The sequence below is a fragment of the Acidithrix sp. C25 genome, from assembly GCF_904848545.2.
The window spans coordinates 1171672-1191231 of sequence record NZ_CAJHCI020000002.1; the positions used below are offsets into that span (position 1 = coordinate 1171672).

A 19560-nucleotide genomic window follows, 5' to 3' on the forward strand; every position below is an offset into this window, starting at 1 on the left:
TTTGCCCTAGGTTCGATTAATCCAAGATTCATCTTTGAACATAAGGTCATTAATGTATTTCGCGAATCAGTTTGCCTTCAAAAAGTTAGAAGATTATAAAACCCCAACGAGCCGGATTAGCAAGAACGGGCGCCCGTGGCTACGATAGGTATGACATAAATAGAAGGAGAGACGATGGCCAACTCTTTTGGTTCAAAGACAGACCTCGTTGTCGGTGACAAAAGCTACTCAATTCACGCACTAAGTGCTACCTCGCACTTGGGAGACGTTTCAAAACTACCCTTTTCTCTAAAGATACTTTTGGAGAACCTGCTTCGAAATGAAGATGGCATATCAGTCAAAGCAAGCGATATTGAATATTTAATAAACTCTCGAAATGGCGCAGCGCCACAAGAGATCGCTTTTTCCCCTGCTCGCATTCTGATGCAGGACTTCACCGGAGTGCCAGCCGTCGTTGACCTCGCAACGATGCGAGATGCGATGATTGAACTCGGCGGGGATCCCAACAAAGTCAATCCACTCATTCCAGCTGAATTGGTAATTGACCACTCGGTAATTGCCGATGACTTTGGAAATTCGGACTCCTTCTCGATCAACGCTGGGCTAGAAGCCCAGAGAAATAAGGAGAGATATCAATTTCTTCGTTGGGGCCAGCAAGCCTTCGACAACTTCTCAGTCGTACCACCAGATACTGGTATTTGCCACCAGGTCAACTTGGAATACCTAGCTCGAGTGGTCTTTGTCGACGACAATAACAACGCCTACCCTGACACCTTGGTCGGCACAGATTCACACACCACCATGATCAATGGCCTATCGGTTGTAGGTTGGGGTGTTGGTGGAATTGAAGCTGAGGCTGCAATGTTGGGACAACCCATCTCCATGCTGGTTCCACGAGTCGTAGGAATCCGCCTTTCTGGAACTCTACCCGCTGGAACGACAGCGACCGACCTTGTTCTCACCGTTACTGAGATGTTGAGAGCCCATGGAGTGGTTGGCAAGTTCGTCGAATTCTACGGTCCCGGATGCGCAAATGTACCTCTTGAAAATCGCGCAACGATCGGTAATATGTCCCCAGAATATGGATCGACCATCACCGTCTTTCCAATCGACGACGAAGTTCTCAAATACCTATCCCTCACGGGAAGGTCCAAAGATCAGATCGCACTCGTTGAGGCATATGCTAAGACTCAAGGTCTATGGCTAGATCCAGATCATGTTCCTCAATACGACGAATACCTAGAGCTTGACCTATCGACCATCGTGCCATCGATAGCTGGGCCAGCACGACCACAAGATCGTGTTCCACTGACACAAGGAAAAGAGCGCTTCGTTGACGCGCTTGAAAAATCCTTCGCGCAACAAGGATCAAACAGCGAGCTCTCCAATAAAGTCCCCGTCACACTCAAAGATGGCAGAAGCTTCGATATCGATCATGGGCATATTGTCATTGCTGCTATCACCTCCTGTACTAACACCTCGAATCCTTCGGTCATGGTTGCCGCTGGACTGGTAGCCAAAAAAGCGGTTGAGCTTGGTCTCAAAGCCAAGCCATGGGTAAAGACGACACTAGCGCCAGGCTCCAAGGTTGTCATGGACTACTATGATCGAGCAGCACTGACTCCATATCTAGAAAAGCTAGGGTTCTTCTTAGTTGGTTATGGATGCACAACTTGTATCGGCAACTCAGGACCACTCCTTCCTGAGGTCTCAGCTGCAATCGCCGCGGGCAACATCTCTGCGGTATCGGTGCTCTCGGGAAATAGAAACTTCGAAGGCCGAATCAATCCAGACGTACGAATGAACTATCTAGCTTCGCCTCCCTTGGTAATCGCTTATGCAATCGCTGGCACCATGAACATCAATCTCGCCAGCGAGCCACTTGGTGAGACGGCTGACGGCAAAGCGGTGTATTTGAGTGACATCTGGCCAAGTGAAGCTGAAGTAGCTGAGGTGATCCGCCAAAGCATTGGAACTGAGATGTTTGCCTCATCATATAACAATGCGTTCCTAGGCGATGAGCGTTGGCAGACCCTTGATACTCCATCTGGAAGTCAATTCAAATGGAATAATGAGGAGTCAACCTACGTCCACAAGGCGCCTTTCTTTGCGGGTATCACGCCAACTCCAGCGCCAGTCAAGCCAATTGTAGGTGCAAGAGTTCTAGGGGTCTTTGGTGACTCGGTTACCACAGATCACATCTCGCCTGCCGGATCGATCAAAGCTTCATCTCCTGCTGGCGAATGGCTCTCGATGCGCGGTGTCCCCCAAGGAGATTTCAACTCATATGGTGCTCGTCGTGGTAACCACGAAGTAATGATCCGTGGAACCTTCGCGAACATTCGAATTCGAAATCGCCTTGTTGAACCAAAAGAAGGTGGCTTTACCAAACTCTTCCCCGAAGAGACCATTACTACGATCTACGACGCTGCTATGACATACCAAGAGCGAGGCGTTCCACTGGTTATCTTGGCTGGAAAAGAATACGGTTCTGGCTCATCACGCGACTGGGCCGCCAAGGGAACTTTCCTCCTTGGAGTTAGGGCAGTTATTGCGGAGAGCTTTGAGAGAATTCATCGTTCCAACTTGGTCGGAATGGGCATTCTTCCACTGCAATTCATCACCGGTGACTCAATCGCCTCCCTAGGTCTAAGCGGTCAGGAAGTCTTCGACATTAGCGGAGTCGAAGAGCTAGCTCAAAGTGACTCACTTCCCGATATGGTTACGGTGACCGCTGGAGACAAATCCTTCGATGTAGAGGTAAGAATCGACACTCCAAAGGAGTTAGATTACTACCGCCACGGTGGAATTCTTCAATATGTGCTTCGCAACTTGGCCAAATCCTAAAGACCAAGGCAATTGAAATTAACCCTTTGAATCTCAACCTGGTTTGGTTCAACTAGTTGAACCAAACCATTGAGATGGTCGACTTTTTCAATGGGTTCTTTTTTATGAAAAGCCGCGATTAAAGATCAGCTAGAGGAAGATGTCTCTTTCTCTAGCTGATTCGCATTAACAGGTTATGACATACGACAAATCAATCAATTACCTCTTACCAATTCGACCCAAAAGCTTCCAAACTCAAGAAAAACATGGGATCTATCTGGCGGGTCTCCTTGAATTTGCAATGTCAAAGATATGGACGGCCAAAGGCTTATAGCCCATTGGATCAGTTCTTTTGGGTTAAGGTTTTTGAATCAGTATTTTTTTGAAAAAGTCTTTTTAGAGGATGTTCTTGAATCGGCTTTTCCTTGTCCTATCTGGAATCGTGATTTGATCCGCTTGCACATCTAAAATGCACCACCGAGGCACTCTCGTACTTAGATGGCAGATGGTCGATGATTTATACAAAGACCAAAACCTCGACAACCAAGCCATTGCAACCCGGCGCTACATTGGGATAGTCATCCCATCTGCTCAGGAAAAAAAGATCGATGTCGTCGTTCACAAATGTGGAGATAGCCAAAGGGTAACTTCTTTAAAAGGCCACGTCTTATAATGCCAAATCAAAAATAACCGCACTATACCAATCCAAAGCTCGCTCTCGCGAAAATCTCTCTAATCGAAATCAACTTGCCAAAAAGATCCGCAAAGGACTAAGTTATCCTTTGGAAAGGCAAAAATGGGCACCAAAGGTGAGAACCTCTTCGATGCGCAGGTGGTAATCGACCTTAAAGCCCTCCTAGCCGGCTTGGTCATTTCGGTAACTTTTGACCATACTTTCATGCCCCCCAATATCGTCTCAGAGATCCCTCCCTCTGAATATCTTGGCTTTGAAGTTCTAGATATAACTTTTGACCCGGTGATGGGTCGAAGACGTATTCTCATACACCTAATTCGAGATGGATCATCCACAATAGCAACCCTTGACGCAGATGACTACCTACCGGTGATAAATGACTCTTCCTCGATGGAACTCTGGCCCAATAGTTCAGGTGAAGAAGTTATGATCAATCTAATGTCGGTTCATCTAATGGAAATAATCGGTGCAATACCCGCCCAAGAACCTTTGCCTGAAATAATTCAAATCAGCTAAAACAACTGGGAACAAATTAAAGCCCGGCAAGAACCCACGACAAAGAGTCCATTTGTAGTCTTTGAATTATTTGAGGGTCGCCCCACTCGTCCAATTCCAGGTGACCTATTAATTGGGTTTGCCAGCGTTCCCATGCAATAAGTCGCGACATCCAGACCATTACTAGCTAATTTACATTAGCGCAATGACTCAAAGATGAATTTTGATTCGCACCCCGTTCAACCGCAATCTTTTTGACAATCTCGCTATAGCGCCAATTTCATTGCTTGGAGAGTAACCTCGCCAGATATCACAAAAGGCTCCAAGTGCCATTTTCTTAGCCAAAAGTCTACTTCACCAGCTTTGACAACCCTGGCTCTATCATCTCCAATGAGTAGATAGGCTCGCCATCGCCAATCATTGGTAGATTCACAATCTTCAAAAATTATCATTTGACACCTTGTGCCTAAGCGTATCTGAGTGATGAACACCTCTTGGGCAACACATTTACACCCTTTAGCAAGGAGCAGATCCATAGCCGCACGAGAATGAGGCCTCAACAGCACACTCGCATCTTGTCTTAATCCATGGATCACTTTATGGGATAGACAACCAGGGCTCTAGAAAAATTACATAATTTCGCTGACGGCCAAAATCGACGATCGTCATTGGTTAGCGGGGATCTAAGTCCTCTTAAGAGGGTTATTTCACGTGTACTTGTTGCAAATATTGCGATATTGCTACTCCCAGAACGATTATCACAAGGCCGACTACCTCGAATAAAGTCGGAGTCTCGCCTAAAAAAACCAGTGCGAGCAAAACGCTTGAAATTGGCTGCAGGTAGAGAAAGGGTGCGGCCAGCGACGATCCAAGAATTGAAACCCCAAAGTTCCAGCCCGTAATCGCCAAAAGTGTCGATATCACACTGACCACGAGAATCGAGATCACCACAGAGACACTATTTAATTGTGGAATGACTGGATGCAAGAGTAGTTGAGCAACGATAACAATAGGGCTAACGCAGATGACCATCCAAGAGGTCATATCTAAAGCCGATATCTTCCAATCTTGGGTCAGAACGCTATAGAGGCCCCAGCAAAAAGTGGCTAAGACTCCCAGGATTACTGCCACTACTGCATTCGAACCGCCTGCTTCACCGCCCGGTGCGGCCACTGCGGCCACCACTGTTCCAACAATGGCGAGCGCGACACCCAATAAAAGGCCGCGAGAGAGTCTCTTCCTGATAAAAAGAGTGCCAAGGATCAATATCCATATCGGCTCTGTCGTGAGCGATATACCCACGATCGTGGCATGGGAATAGGTCAAAGCCGCACTTACCAGGCCATTGTACCCAAGGCCACCCAGCAACGAAACGCCTATGACACGAATAGAGCTAAAGCCACCTAAATCTAGCACCTTGAAATCTCGCCGCTTGATCGATCGAACTACCAATAGGAGCAAAATTACAACGACAAGCGGGACGAACCGATATTCCATCAATAGCACAACCCCACCACCACGATGTAAGAATCGAGTGGCCACTGGAGAAGCACCCCAAGCAATAGCGACTAACGCCAAGGCCGCCTTGGCCAATCCCGACCTTTTATCCTTCACCTAACACCGTAACTTTCAAGCAAAATCCCCTGAATCAGATTAAACCTAAACAAAGCAGGTGATATCCATCAAAAAATTAAATAGCGAAATTGAATATTCCGAATCAAATGCCCTGCTTGATCACCATTTCCATGGTATAACTCTCTATGCTGAGCTACCGATTGAAAGGTGGCATTACCTTCAGGTGGAGAATTCCCATAGGGGCCGGATTGATCAAAATACATCGTTGCATATAAAACTATTGCTGAAGAAAAACTTTTACCAAATCAAAAGGGCCGAAAAATGAAATGCCCACCCCCAAAAGCTACCAAGCTCTAGATACTCGCAATGACCACTTATCCAAAGCGAAATCCATGATAATCGCGGGCAAAAAAGCTGAGCTTGGTCATGGCTCAAAGAAACTACTACGCCTATTGGTTTCCTGGGCCCCTGGCCATATTGGCAAACTTGGTATAAGACTCCAAAAACGAAAGACGCGCCACTCCGGTCGGGCCGCTTCGATGCTTGGTAACTATGATCTCCGCAATTCCCTTGTCTTGACTCTCTGCGTTATAGACCTCATCACGATAGATGAACATAACGACGTCGGCGTCTTGTTCTAGCGAGTTATGAACAACAATCTCATTTGCTATGAAGTTTGAGGTTGCTGGAACAACAATGTCATATGTAGATGAAAGACCCATGGATCTAGCCGCAACCACTGGCTCAAAGGAGAGATCGTCTCCCAAAAACAGCGGATTCGATTCGACACTTGCCTCGATATCCTCTGACAAATCGCTACTCAAAGAGTCAATGTGGCCATCCTGTTCGTTGCGAAGTAACACCGCAAGGCCACCGCGAAAAGTGGGGCCACCTTGGGAATCGTCGGCAACATATGAATAGACCGTCCGAGTCATATCTCCTTGGTGGTCTCCTTGGCGGCCTCGGGCTTGGGTGGACTGGCTCGTCGTTGGATAGACAGCGACTTCATCTTGGTCATTTAGTTGCCAGAGCATCTTCCAACCTCGACGAGTAAAGAACCTATGGTTCAATGTCGCATCGATATAACGTCCGCTCAAAAGCTCGAGTCGGGTGGTCTCTTTGAAACCAGAAAACCGCACATCGCTAATGGGACTTGAAACCAGATCGCCATTTGAATTCATCGTCAAGACCTTGGTCTCACCAAGGCCCCAGAGCCTCTCTAGGGCTCCAATAGATATTGTCTCACCATTGGCCAAACACACCTTAGAGGTGCCGGCGATGCACCCAGATTCACGGAGATCTGCAAGTGCTGGACGCTTGTCTTGACGCATCTCAAGACCGCGTGACAACTGCGAAAGAGCAAGAACTGGCACCTCTAGCTCTCGGGCTAAGAGCTTTAGGCCTCTTGAAATCTCTGATACCTCAACCTGTCTCGATTCCGACCTAAAGCCACCCGACATCAACTGAAGGTAGTCAACGACCACAAGGCCTAGGCCGCCAGTAGCCGCCTTCAATCGTCTTGCCTTGGCTCGTATGTCTAAAACCGTTACCGATGCATTGTCATCTATAAATATTGGAGCTTCGCCCAAGTGACCAAGAGAGCGAGAGATTCGACTCCAATCCTCTTCAGAGAGGTTGCCCGTTCGCATCTTGCGCGAGTCAACCCGTGCTTCAGCCGCGAGTATTCTCTGGGTGAGTTCTATATGGCTCATCTCTAAGGAAAAGATCAAAACTGGAAGATTTGCGCGAGTCGCGACTTGAGTAGCGATTCCAAGTGCAAATGATGTCTTGCCCATAGCGGGTCGGGCTCCAACGATAATAAGAGCTGAACGCTGAAGACCCGACAGGATCTCATCGAGCTCATGAAAGCCAGTTGCAACTCCAGTAATGGAGTCTGGATGTTCATATTGGGCCTGAAGTTCATCGAGGGTCTTGAGTAACACATCTTTGATAGAGACTAGGGTCTCAGCGCTCTTTCTTTGAGAGACCTCAAAGATCAAAGTCTCAGCCATATCTATGACTGCGCCTACATTTTCTGGGACAGAGTAAGAAAGCTCTGAGATCTCAGTGGCTACCCTGATCAACTTTCGAAGTAGGGAGTATTCCTCAACGATTCTGGCATATCTCGCAGCACTGGCAATTGTTGGGGTCTTGGCCTGAAGTTCCAAGAGCGATGCGGTTCCGCCTACCGTCTCCAACTTGTCTTGGCGACGAAGTTCATCAGCAACGCTAACTGGATCGCTAGATTCACCTCGAGAATGAAGACTGGCTAACGCCTCAAAGATTGCTACATGGGATGGTTTGTAAAAGTCAGATGCCTGGCAAAACTCCAACGCATCTGCAATTGCGTCCCTGGATAATAACATGGCGCCCAGCAAAGACTCCTCAGCCTCGAGGTTATGAGGAATTGCTCGTTCTAGACCACCATCCACTGACTTTAAATCACGGCGCGGCGCTCTAGCCACTTTGGTCACCACCTGCTAAAAAAGAGGATCGGACTATTCCTAATCAGCAAAATCGCTAAAAAGAGATAGTCCGTTGCTCTACTTATAATAGTTATTCACTAACGCCTAGGCTAAAAGAAAAGCCATGATGACGTCTTTATTCGGTTACTGAAACCGTAACGCTAATTCGCACTTGTGGGTGCAAGGAGATCTCAACCGTGTGATCTCCAACTTCGCGGATATGATCCACTAGGAGAATCGAACGACGCTCGAGTGTAACCGAGTGACTCTTTTCGATCGCCTCGATGATCTCAGGAATACCGACTGAGCCGTAGAGCTTTCCTTCATGGGAAGCATTTCCGCCAACCACAACGGTAGCTCCAGCTAGCCTCTTGGCTATCTCTTCAGCACCTTCTCTGGCCTTTTTGTCTTTGAGATCGCGCGAACGACGCATCGAATCGGCCTGTGCCTTTATTCCAGGAGTCGCCTTTATGGCGTGGCCCCGTGGAATCAAAAAGTTTCTTGCGTACCCATCAGCGACATTGACGATGTCGCCGCGCTTACCTAAGTTGGCTTGATCAGTTCTCAAAACAATCTGCATTAGTTCTCATCCTCCAAATCAGCTCCACCAGCAAACATGTCGACCAAGTCATCGCTTTCATCTGCGTCAGGCGTATAAGCATTATTGGAATCTTGCTTAGGCGGACGAATCGAGGTACGCTCTGCGACCATTCGTTGGGTATAGGGAAGTAGTGCCATTTCGCGGGCGTTCTTGATTGCTCCCGCAATTGCCCTTTGATGCTGATCACAGTTACCTGTGACTCTACGGGCACGAATCTTGCCACGCTCGCTCATAAATTTCTTTAGCGGATCGGTGTCTTTGTAATCTATGTACTCAATCTTCTTGATGCAGTACATACATACTTTTTTCTTGATCTTCTTGTTAGTTTCCTTGGGCGCTCTACGGGACGAGCTCTCTTTGCCTTTGGCCATTAAAAGGGTTCCTCTTCTTCGATGTAATTACTTGGAATTATTTCATTCACAGGACCCGATGGTGTTTGGGTAGGCGCTCCATAGGTTGGAGCGGAATAACCCTGTGAATTGTCGTTAGTACGGGTACGGCGTTCGGTACGATTCAACTGTGCAGAGGTAAACCTCAGGCTAGGTCCAACTTCTTCAGCCGAGATCTCAATTTTGGACTTCTTTTGTCCATCTTGATCTTCCCAACTTCTTTGCTGAAGTTGCCCTACCACAATCACACGCGAGCCCCGATATAGGCTCTGCGCGGCGTGCTCTGCCAATTCGCGCCAGCATACGACGTCAAAATAAGAGGTTGCTTCCTCCCACTCATTTGTCTGTCGATTCTGCCAGCGTCTATTAACTGCAATTCCGAATGTTACGCTTGGTTGTCCTGATTGGGTATATCGTAACTCTAAATCACGAGTTACATTTCCAATCAAAGTTACCGAGTTTCCGTTTGACATCTGTCTTCTCCAGCTGGTGTGGTCTGAGCCATCGGCTCGCTATTCTTGGGCTAAAGCCTCTTTGGCGAGCACTCGACCCGCGATGCGCTCTGGCAATCTGATGATCTTGTGGCGTAGAACTCCATCCGATATGGAGAGAATTCGAGAGATTTCAGTAACCGTAGCTGGAGTAGATGCAAATTCAATTATCGAGTAATTACCCTCTGAAACCTTATTGATCTCATATGCGAGTTTGCGTCGTCCCCATCGATCGATACGTCCGACATTTCCGTCTTTACGCACGAGATCTAAGACTCTTGTTATGATTCCATCTGAATCGCTATCATTTAGACGCGAGTCAAGAATAACCATAAGTTCATATGGCCTAAGCAATATATATTCCTCCTCCGGACCCTGGTTTCCCAGGGGTTCCATGGCCAATCCACAGAACAGGTTCGGTGAGATTTCTCCCACAATTTCAAAGAGTAAAGCTTAGTTGTATATGAATAAAAAACGACCGAGCCAACCAAGGCACCGTTCATGAGAATCGCTCAGCAAAACGTCATCTACTTCGATTTAGAGGCTCGGCTAAGAAGCAAAGACAAGGACATTGATGGAAATCGACCATATCGCCTTTTGACTATCGGCTATTAAAAAAGCTTAGCCTTGGGGTCACCTCTCTAAAGTGGCGACAACCCCAAGGCTTCATATTTGAGTTTTATCTCCCAGAAACTAAATGTTCCTAAGAATAAAGGTCTAATAGAGCTTAGAAATTACACCGTCGCTGTCATGATATGTCTGAGTGTCATCAGGAAAGTGGCCGGTCCGCACATCTTTAACATATCGAGCTAGACCCTCTATACCCAATTCTTCAAGATTGGCGTAACGCTTCACAAACTTCGGAGGCTTCTTGGAGCCATACCCCAAAATATCGTGAAAGACTAAAACTTGTCCATCACATTGAGCACCCGCACCAATACCGATAGTTGGAATCGAAAGTGTATTTGTAACCGCCTTAGCCACTACATCTGGAATTGCCTCTAGAACTAGACAAAACGCTCCGGCCGCCTCGACTGTTTTGGCGTCTTCCAAAAGTGCTTGGGCCTGTTCGTTGGATTTAGCTTGGACCCTAAAACCACCAAACTTATTTACCGATTGAGGCGTCAATCCCAAATGGCCGACAACTGGAATCTCGGCCTCCACAATCGCCTTTATAACCTTAGCCCTGATCGCACCGCCTTCAATTTTGACGGCACTGGCACCAGCTCGAATCAACTTCGATGCGCCAACAACAGCATCTTTCGTCCCGGTGTGATAGCTCATCCAAGGCATATCGGTGACAATCAAAGCAAGAGGATCTGCTGCGGCTACCGCTTTTGTGTGATGTACCATATCGTCAATGGTTACCGAGAGAGTGTCTTTGTGGCCCAAAACAACCATTGCCAATGAGTCACCGACGAGAATCATGTCGGCCCCTGCCTGGTCGACCATACGCGCACCAGGAAAATCATACGCGGTGATCATGGAAATTGGCTCGTGCCCGAGACGAACCTTAGAGTTACGAATAGATGGAACAGTGACGCGTTCCCGAATCATGGTAATTACCTCCCGTGTCCCGCGCTAGAAGCTGCAGGCACTGATTTCAACAATATCAGTAACTACTTATTGCACGCAAGGGGCAACCAAAAAAGATTTTCTACCCTTTTCCTACCAGCCGCTCAACAACTCTTCAAATCTGCCGCCTTGAATTGCTAATCTGCTTGACCTATCGGTGCATAGATTGGATCCTTGGTCTGCCTGCGCAATCTTTACTTGCGTCATATCGCAAAGAGGCCATGGCTGGCAAAACAGCCATCGAGCGACACAATCGAAATATCTAGATGGAAATGATCCCCAGCAAAAGACCCAATAACAAGAGACCGATCAAACCTAAAATTGACCTTGTGACTCCCCAGAGGAGGTCAGCTAACCCGTCGAGATGGACTAGCCATACTGAATCTAGAGCCAATCAGATCGATAAAATTGACTAGCGTTCGCAAATGCTTCCTGCTTCTACGGACTTGGTCAATCTATGCGGTGATCATCCAAAGCAAAGGTCGCCATCCCAGCGAATATCACTATTTCGTCATCGAGCGAGGCTACGCTAAGCGCTCTCTTCGCCAAAGACAAAAGGGGCCAAAAGTCGATCAAGATGGTTCCATTTACAGTTTAAACACACCTCTACCTCATACACTTTTGCATCTATATGTCTCGATAGGATCGAATCGATCTCACTCTCAGAGTTCAAACATCGCCCGTGTGCTGGCAACTTTGGACCAAAGGCAAAGTAGACGCTAACGAGTTTGGTATCTCGACATATAGGACATATAGAACTCTTGGGCTTCCCAAGGTTCAAAGCAGCGCGCATCAACTCTGGTTGGGCATCGCAAATCTCCGTCTTTAGGACCTCTCCTCGTCCAAAGGCACGTAGAAGTGCTCTTCGAGCAAGCACAAAATCAATTGTTCGCTCATTTACACCTGATATGTCTATTTTAGATTGTCGTTCCACCGAAGTTAAATGTTACCGAGCTTCTAGAAAGTAACGACAACGAAATTTATCTTTGAGCAACTATGGCTGCCAAAAGGGTGAAATTTCGACCCTGCTTGAAAAAAAATACGATCGGGTATTGTTTTTTAAGGAATAACTTCGTGATATATCAAGTTGATATATCGAAATCGCATAATTGATGGGTAGACGCACTAGGGCAGACTGGTTTGAGAGTAATTAGTTGATATCAAAGTCAAGGAAATCCAAAACGCTGGGTTCTATCGATCTGGGTTGCATCAAACAGGATATCTTGAACTTGGTTTGATGCTTGGATACAAAAAGAACCTCGAACCGTTGGTTCTAAGATTTGGTCCTTGAAATCAGGTAGAAACCACCACTTGAGGACAGCCTTAATTACGGGCGTGGCTTTATCAAGTAGTAGTGAATCTAGTTATCATTTCGCCCACAGAGATCGAGATGGTGGCCAATGAGATTGGCCAATGAAATATAAGAAAAGTTCGATAGATGATAGCTGACACCAAATCTGATTGTCAGATGTCAGCTATCAACGATTACAAGTTTGACTTAAAGTGAATTGCCAAGGAGGTGATCATGAAAAAGACATCGTCACAATTATTAGATCTAGCCGTCTTAGCGCTCTTGAAGCGAGGCGATTACCACGGATATCAAATCAAAAAAAGTCTCTCAGAGTTGGCTGGTCCTCTTCTTCAATTCTCATTTGGATCGCTATATCCAGCACTAGCTCGCCTGGAGGAACGCTCCGCGCTTGAATCCTTCGTCGACTCTGCCTCTACCTTTGTAGCTGCCACAGGATCGCTGACTGGTGATCTCGCGATGAGTGACGAATGGGTGAGGGCCACTACATGGCGCTCAAATACAGAACGAACCGTTCGCACTAGGCGTGTCTATAAAATTACCGAGATTGGAGTCAAGCTCTTCGACGAACTTTTCGAGCATGCTCCACTCGAATCTGAAGCCGATTTCTTAGCTTGGCTAAGCCTCGCCGATGAATCCAAATTCGATATCGTCTTGGAGCGCTTTTACGAGAGGGTGGCAAATCTCGAGAGGCTTCGCAAGATACGCTCTGTCGCATCAAAACCAAATGCAACCGCTGGCATCTTGCCTGACCAGATCAACCGAAGGCTAATTGGAATCGTTGAAAACGAAATCAATTTCGTAAAGTCCCTAATTGCCACGGTTGAATCGCAAATTTCACTAAATAATGAAGAAAGGATCGCTAGGGAGACTACGTCGGTTTCACAACCATAACTTCTAACCTCCATCGATCCTTTCTTTGCATTAGCAAAGTCAGCGGTTCAGGGAGATCAAGAATCAAAAAATTAAGGGTGAATCGATCTATCAGAGATAGTGATTCTAAACTAGGAAGGAATAAATATGGGCTCAAAGATAAAGGTAGCTCTAGCCGGAATCGGTAACTGTGCCAGCTCGCTGGTACAAGGAGTTGAATACTACAGAAACGCTGACCCAACTGAGGTCGTCCCAGGATTGATGCACGTCCAACTAGGTGACTACCACGTTGGAGATATAGAATTTGTAGCCGCATTCGATGTCGATGCTTCAAAAGTAGGGACTGATCTCTCCAAGGCGATCCACAGTGGTCAAAATAACACTATTCGCTTCGCCGAAGTGCCTGATCTTGGTGTTACGGTCCTTCGCGGACCGACCTTTGACGGCCTTGGCAAGTACTACCGACAGATTATCGAGGAGTCTCCCGCCGAACCCGTCGACGTAGCAGCAATCCTAGCCGCCACTGGCGCTGACGTTCTCGTCAGCTACCTTCCCGTTGGTTCCGAGCAAGCGCAAAAGTTCTATGCACAGGCTGCCATCGACGCTAAGGTCGCCTTCGTAAATGCAATCCCTGTCTTTATCGCCTCAGATCCGATCTGGGCAGCCAAGTTCACCGAAGCCAATGTGCCCATCGTTGGCGACGACATCAAGAGCCAAGTTGGCGCTACGATCGTCCACCGAGTTCTTACCCGTCTCTTTGAAGACCGTGGAATGGTGCTCGATCGAACCTACCAACTAAACGTTGGCGGAAATATGGACTTCAAAAACATGCTTGAGCGTGAAAGACTAGAGTCCAAGAAGATCTCTAAGACACAAGCCGTCACAAGCCAGGTAGATGGTGGCATAGATGACTACAACGTCCATATTGGGCCATCGGATCACGTTGCTTGGTTAGAGGACCGTAAATGGGCTTATATTCGCCTTGAGGGAAGAAACTTCGGTGACGTACCTTTGAACATTGAGCTAAAGCTCGAAGTGTGGGATTCGCCTAACTCAGCTGGAGTTATCATTGACGCTCTACGTTGTGCCAAGATCGCCAAAGACCGTGGAATTGGAGGCCCAATTCTAAGTGCCTCAGCCTACTTTATGAAGTCTCCACCGGTACAATATCGCGACCACATCGCCCACGATATGGTCAATGAATTCGCCAAGGGACTCTAAGTTCCACTAGGGCCGACGGCCACGGTTACAGCGACAGCTTTATAATCAAAATTTATAGAGGCCCTTGATGAGAAATTATCTCATTATTGGCCTCTATTTTTTATTGAAATCCTACTTAACGGCTAGTTAGTGTGGAAATTCCTCGAAAATCACCTAATGGCTATATTCGCCAACAACGTCAACTGATAACTACATCGCCGAAACCACATAGATCCAACCAAGACAAAACTAGATAAACTTTGCCGACCCAAGGTTGGAAAATTGAGACTTAGCCCAAAAGGCCATCTTTTGGCAATCTCCATGTCGATCTAAAACAAATAACCTGGTCACCTCATAAGAGCCACCCATTTGCAATCAAATCCCAAGGTGTTGATAAAAATGGGTAGATGACTCTGGTGAGCAACTCTGTTAAACAGATCAAACCAAACCAAGCAGCACACACAGAAGGCACATCATCAACATTAATTAATTAATCGCAACACAAATTAATCGGGGGCAAAAGAACCTTCGCTAGAGTCAAATCAACTCGATTAGCTCCAACATCGACTCTTTCCAATAGGTGAACTTGCGCTCTGGCAGCATAAGGGCATGTGATGGATGATAAGCAGCCACAAAAGCTCGATCGTGGCTCACCAGAATCGAAGTCCCACTCCAGTGGCGAAGCATCTCTCCTACTGCCGCTCTCGATCGAGGATCAAGGTTATTCGAAGGCTCATCCAAGATCAAAAGGTTGTTGTTTCCAGCTGCGATCTTAGCCAATGAGAGCTTGGTACGCTCACCACCGGAGAGCGAAGCGGGATTCTCATTTACGTGGGCATCTTTGAGTCCAAAAGATCCCAAGATCGCTCGACGCTCTCGCTCTTCTTTGAGAATCGAATCCCCTAAATTACCAAGAACCGTAGTTCCATAGTCGATCTCTTCATGCTCCTGGGCAAAGTAGCCCATAGCCACATTGTGGCCCAATTTGATCGTGCCCGATGTAGCTTGTTGAACTCCTGCCAGACATCTCAGCAGAGATGACTTACCAGCACCGTTTCGGCCAATTACAACCAGTCGGGTTCCTCGCTCAAGACTCAAACTAAGCGAAGGTATAACTACCAACTCTCCGTATCGTACCGATAACTTATCGACCTCTAGAGCGGTCACACCCGATCTTGGTGGTGTAGGGAGTTTGAATTTAATCTTGGTGGTAGCCGCCCTTACCTCTGTTCGACTCGACTGCATTCGTTCAACTCGTGAATCTAAGCTCTGGGCGGTCTTAGCTCGTGATGCGGTTGAGTGGCGCATCGAATCAGCAAGTTCTTTGAGACGCTTTATCTCTTTTTCTTCCATAGTGGAAGCTTTAAATCGTCGTGCTGAATCTTCTTCCACGAAGGCAAGATACGCAGAGTAGTTACCCTTAAACTGCTCCAGCTTTCCGTTCTCTAAGTTAAAGACTCGAGTTACCGATTTATCCAATAGTGCCAAGTCGTGGGAGACGACCAACAGTGCACCGGCAAAGGCGGTTAGCTCCGCCATTAGCCATGCCTTGGCCTTTAGGTCCAAGTGGTTAGTAGGTTCGTCTAAAATCATCGTCTCTGGCTTTTGATAAAGTACTCTTACAAGCTCCAATCGACGACGCTGACCACCCGAAAGAGAAGACAATTCAGCCAATAAGACATCTTCATCAAGGCCAACGCCTTTTGCCAACCTGAAGATCTCTGACTCCGACTCGTATCCACCGCGGTGGCCAAAATCGTCTTGTAGATCAACGAGATGTTGTATGTTTTCAGTGGTTGGATCTTTGCTTACGAGCTCTTGGGCAACTCTTAGGTCATGTTCGATGCGATCCAGACCCCTGGCTGAAAGGACATGATACAGGCCATATGGCTCCATACCTAGACCTTCATCGTCTACATCCTGAGGAAGAAACCCCACACTACCTTGGGCTTCTATGACACCACTAAAAGACAGGGCAGCTGCTGCATCACCCATGAGCACCGACAGCATTGATGATTTGCCGGCCCCATTACGTCCGACAAGTGCGATCTTATCTCCATTATTGATTGAGAAACTTGCGCCGCCGACGAGTTGTCGGGCCCCAAGGTTCACATCGAGTTTCTCTACTCTGAGCACGAAAAGTAAACCTGCATTTCTGGACTTGTTACTATAACAGCGTACTTCGCCACAGCGGCTTTATCGACCGTCGCATAGCAGGCGGGCCATCACCCATGCAAATACAAATATTCACACCACTCAAACAAGAGAGCCAAAATGAACCGCTACCAGCGACTCTAACCGAATAAAAAAGAGATCTTCGAAGATCAGCGGTCGAAGATGACCCAGACAACTAAATGCCCATTATTACCGCGCACTGCCGACTTGACCAATCCAAGAGGACGGTATTTCTCACTTTGGATACACTCACCTAATCGAAGAAAGTGAAGCTAAAAATCGCGCCGTAACCCGCCCAAGTTACATCTCCTAGTGCTAATTCTTTAAAAAATTAGATCCAACAATTAAAGCCAACTGAAAAACCACCAAAGAGTACTCGCGTCATATCAATTGGTTCAAATTTAATTGAGTCAAATAGACCTGAGCCTCAAAGTGCCTCGTCCGTTTAACCAATCACTTATTTACTCATAGTCAATTGGGTGGGCAATTAGCCAGTCGATAAGAGCCCACCTATGGGAGCTAACACTTTATAGAGATATAATCACATAAAACAATTATTTAACAACTAAAAATGAACTTAAACTAGCTTATATAGAGAAAAAATCGTATTTATGAAAAAACCCACACAAAACCACTAGATCAACCCTCACCAATTGCCGATAGGGATCGAGCTGAAATTTTCCAATCGCTAACTCACATGGACTCGATTGGCTATTTTCTGATTAGCTGGGTTCTAATTAACTCTCAAATAGTTAGCTCCCAACTAATGGCGCAAGCAAACCTCACCTAACATCGTTGGGTTGACCAATAATGCGATAGATCTCCACAGCAAATGGACCCTCAAGATGCGCCTCGTCGGTTGATCCCACACCAACTAGTCCGGCACAGATTTCTTCCCCCGCGCCGCGAACTACTGGTTCTCGGTGGCTAGCCAAATCGTCGTTTTTAGCATCTTCACCATGACTATCCATTCCCAAACTAGTCATAATCAATTCAAGATGATCAAAACCAAGGCGATCTGTTTTATATAGATTTTCTCTAGAGTAGGTGACATTGACGAGAAATTTATCGATTCTATAGATCCACTGGACCGGAGAAAAGACGATCTCTTCGATCTTGGCATCTAAGGAGATCTCCGAGTGCAGAGAGATCAGCGCTCGACTCCAATTCAGAATCGACGAATGGTCGGCGATCTGTTCTTCCACATCTCCGAAGATCGGGTCGCTTATCGGAAGCCAAGTCTTATCTCCCTTGGAAAAGCCACGATTTACCTGCGAATTCCACGGCATCGGAGTTCGAACCCTATCTCGTAGGAAAGCTTTTTCGTTTCCGATGCGTTTTCTGGCCTGAATGCTCATGTTGTCGAGAAGATCAGCCTCGTCTAAATCTGAATCAGCCAGGCCGATCTCATCTCCAAAGTACAAGACACTCACCCCTGGCACCATAAAGATCAACGCCAACGCTACCTTTATCTTGTCTTTATCTTTATTACACCACCGAGACCCAAAGCGAGAAATATCATGATTCGACCCAGTCCATGTAGCCCTAGCTCCCATTGGAAGGCCGCCAATAGCGCCCATGATCGAACGACGGATCGCGGTTGGCTCAAATAACGAGGTCGTAAAGCCAAAGTTGAAAGTCAGCTGCAGCTCGTCACCATCTCCAAAAAAGCGAGCCAAGGTCTCTGGTTTGTTGACCCACGTCTCACCTAAGAGAACCTTAGGAGGATCATATTCATTACAGATTTCTCTCCATCTTCGATAGAGTCCGTGAACCTCGGGTCGGTTCTTGGAAAAGATTGGTGCCACTCCAAATGGTGCATCCATTACATCCGCAATAGCGATCGGATCATCGCGAAGATAGCGATCTTTGTAGATCCCATGGGCAACATCGATACGAAAGCCATCAACTCCCGCATCAAACCAATAGGTCAAGATCTTCTCAAACTCTTCGTGGACCGCTGGATTCCACCAATTTAAGTCGGGTTGATCTGCCAAAAAATTATGAAGATAGTACTCATTGCTATCGTCGTCTAGCGTCCAAGCGCTCGATCCCGTTCCATCTAGCCAATTATTAGGTGGTCCACCATCGCTCTTTGGCGGAGCCCAAACGTAGTAGTCCCGGTATTTCGAAGCCTTAGATGATCGGCTATCAATAAACCATGGATGCTTAGAACTTGAATGATTTGGAATTATGTCCAAAAAAACCTTAATTCCAAAGCTCTTCGCCTTGGCGATCAAAGCTTCAAAATCACTGTCATTGCCAAGTTCCGGCGCTAAGGCGATGTAATCACTAACATCGTATCCAAAGTCCGAATTAGGAGACCTAGTTATCGGGGAAAGCCAGATTGCATCGATTCCAAGCCATGCTAAGTAACCTAATTTAGAGATAACGCCTCTAAGATCGCCAATGCCATCCCCGTTTGAGTCCACCCAGGATCTAATGTAAATCTGATAGATGCTGGCCTGAGACCACCAATTAGGATCGCCATCTAAATGCGACGGAGAAATTTGATCAGTCATAGTACCTCTTTTTAAAATCTTGCTCTGACGATAGCCCTTGGGCTAAAGAAAATCTTGACGCACCACTTATTCGTCTCGCCATTCATCACGCCGCTATACGGTAAATACAACTGGCTAAGCCAAACTTGGAACTCCTGCTGGTTGTCATCCGCCGTCCCCGAGTTGTTCTAACGGCGACAAAACCTCACTAGGTAACCAGCCATTGTCGTCTATCAACTTGGCGACATCGAACAAATGAACATTGCATTCATCTCTGGCAATAACGTAGTCGACTCACCTTGGATAAAAATAAAGATCGATGAATACTTGAATTAGAGCTCTCAATCTTGCTTTATCTTAGAAGATTCGAGAAAATCTCCTCTATTGCACC

General features: G+C 46.8%; 13 protein-coding genes and 1 pseudogene. 4 read left to right on the forward strand and 10 right to left on the reverse strand.

Translation table 11 applies throughout. The features are described 5' to 3' along the window. Positions 1–174: 174 nt before the first annotated feature. Together acnA and ACIDITHRIX25_RS98290 are read left to right on the forward strand one after the other, a co-directional pair. Positions 175–2847 carry an aconitate hydratase AcnA gene (gene acnA, locus ACIDITHRIX25_RS98285; RefSeq protein ID WP_201733487.1) on the forward strand — a complete coding sequence of 891 codons (2673 nt, stop codon included), beginning with the start codon at positions 175–177 and terminating at the stop codon, positions 2845–2847. 775 nt (positions 2848–3622) lie between these two features. Further along, entirely contained in the window at positions 3623–4036 is a 414-nt protein-coding gene (locus tag ACIDITHRIX25_RS98290; protein WP_152626049.1) for a hypothetical protein, read from the forward strand. Between the two features lie 681 nt (positions 4037–4717). Here ACIDITHRIX25_RS98290 and ACIDITHRIX25_RS98295 read toward each other — a convergent pair. The 8 genes and pseudogenes from ACIDITHRIX25_RS98295 to ACIDITHRIX25_RS98330 form a co-directional block, all read right to left on the reverse strand. After that, entirely contained in the window at positions 4718–5629 is a 912-nt protein-coding gene (locus tag ACIDITHRIX25_RS98295; protein WP_082058702.1) for a DMT family transporter, read from the reverse strand. 410 nt (positions 5630–6039) lie between these two features. Continuing rightward, positions 6040–8055, reverse strand: coding sequence for a replicative DNA helicase (gene dnaB, locus ACIDITHRIX25_RS98300; RefSeq protein ID WP_201733488.1), 2016 nt, complete (start codon positions 8053–8055; stop codon positions 6040–6042). Positions 8056–8191: 136 nt separating this feature from the next. After that, on the reverse strand, positions 8192–8635 hold the full coding sequence (rplI, locus tag ACIDITHRIX25_RS98305; RefSeq protein WP_052606044.1) for a 50S ribosomal protein L9: 444 nt from the start codon (positions 8633–8635) through the stop codon (positions 8192–8194). Between the two features lie 137 nt (positions 8636–8772). Continuing rightward, positions 8773–9027, reverse strand: a pseudogene (gene rpsR / locus ACIDITHRIX25_RS98310) (30S ribosomal protein S18); the annotation flags it as partial. Beyond that, complete coding sequence (locus ACIDITHRIX25_RS98315; protein ID WP_052606047.1) at positions 9027–9518, reverse strand: single-stranded DNA-binding protein; 492 nt, start codon at positions 9516–9518, stop codon at positions 9027–9029. The pseudogene rpsR and the gene ACIDITHRIX25_RS98315, both read right to left, overlap by 1 nt. A 39-nt stretch (positions 9519–9557) precedes the next feature. Further along, positions 9558–9932 (reverse strand): 30S ribosomal protein S6, encoded by a 375-nt coding sequence (rpsF, locus tag ACIDITHRIX25_RS98320; RefSeq protein WP_201733490.1) that lies wholly within the window; start codon positions 9930–9932, stop codon positions 9558–9560. 321 nt (positions 9933–10253) lie between these two features. Further along, complete coding sequence (panB, locus tag ACIDITHRIX25_RS98325) at positions 10254–11093, reverse strand: 3-methyl-2-oxobutanoate hydroxymethyltransferase (RefSeq protein WP_052606050.1); 840 nt, start codon at positions 11091–11093, stop codon at positions 10254–10256. Between the two features lie 547 nt (positions 11094–11640). Continuing rightward, on the reverse strand, positions 11641–12045 hold the full coding sequence (locus ACIDITHRIX25_RS98330) for a DUF5318 family protein (RefSeq protein ID WP_201733491.1): 405 nt from the start codon (positions 12043–12045) through the stop codon (positions 11641–11643). Between the two features lie 591 nt (positions 12046–12636). Here ACIDITHRIX25_RS98330 and ACIDITHRIX25_RS98335 point away from each other — a divergent pair. Continuing rightward, positions 12637–13314, forward strand: a complete 678-nt coding sequence (locus ACIDITHRIX25_RS98335) for a PadR family transcriptional regulator (RefSeq protein ID WP_201733492.1) — start codon at positions 12637–12639, stop codon at positions 13312–13314. 126 nt (positions 13315–13440) lie between these two features. Then, the gene (locus tag ACIDITHRIX25_RS98340) at positions 13441–14514 is read left to right on the forward strand and encodes an inositol-3-phosphate synthase (RefSeq protein WP_052606053.1); all 1074 of its coding nucleotides are present in this window, start codon (positions 13441–13443) and stop codon (positions 14512–14514) included. A 516-nt stretch (positions 14515–15030) separates the two neighbouring features. Here ACIDITHRIX25_RS98340 and ACIDITHRIX25_RS98345 read toward each other — a convergent pair. After that, complete coding sequence (locus tag ACIDITHRIX25_RS98345) at positions 15031–16629, reverse strand: ABC-F family ATP-binding cassette domain-containing protein (protein ID WP_052606055.1); 1599 nt, start codon at positions 16627–16629, stop codon at positions 15031–15033. 821 nt (positions 16630–17450) lie between these two features. Continuing rightward, positions 17451–19190, reverse strand: coding sequence for an alpha-amylase family glycosyl hydrolase (locus tag ACIDITHRIX25_RS98350; protein WP_201733493.1), 1740 nt, complete (start codon positions 19188–19190; stop codon positions 17451–17453). Positions 19191–19560: the final 370 nt, after the last annotated feature.

Bases quoted from the DNA above. Each gene is read 5' to 3' on its own strand.
- acnA (WP_201733487.1), top strand. From the start codon at position 175: ATGGCCAACTCTTTTGGTTCAAAGACAGACCTCGTTGTCGGTGACAAA.
- ACIDITHRIX25_RS98350 (WP_201733493.1), bottom strand. From the start codon at position 19,190: ATGACTGATCAAATTTCTCCGTCGCATTTAGATGGCGATCCTAATTGG.
- ACIDITHRIX25_RS98315 (WP_052606047.1), bottom strand. From the start codon at position 9,518: ATGTCAAACGGAAACTCGGTAACTTTGATTGGAAATGTAACTCGTGAT.
- panB (WP_052606050.1), bottom strand. From the start codon at position 11,093: ATGATTCGGGAACGCGTCACTGTTCCATCTATTCGTAACTCTAAGGTT.
- rpsF (WP_201733490.1), bottom strand. From the start codon at position 9,932: ATGGAACCCCTGGGAAACCAGGGTCCGGAGGAGGAATATATATTGCTT.
- ACIDITHRIX25_RS98290 (WP_152626049.1), top strand. From the start codon at position 3,623: ATGGGCACCAAAGGTGAGAACCTCTTCGATGCGCAGGTGGTAATCGAC.
- ACIDITHRIX25_RS98340 (WP_052606053.1), top strand. From the start codon at position 13,441: ATGGGCTCAAAGATAAAGGTAGCTCTAGCCGGAATCGGTAACTGTGCC.
- ACIDITHRIX25_RS98335 (WP_201733492.1), top strand. From the start codon at position 12,637: ATGAAAAAGACATCGTCACAATTATTAGATCTAGCCGTCTTAGCGCTC.
- rplI (WP_052606044.1), bottom strand. From the start codon at position 8,635: ATGCAGATTGTTTTGAGAACTGATCAAGCCAACTTAGGTAAGCGCGGC.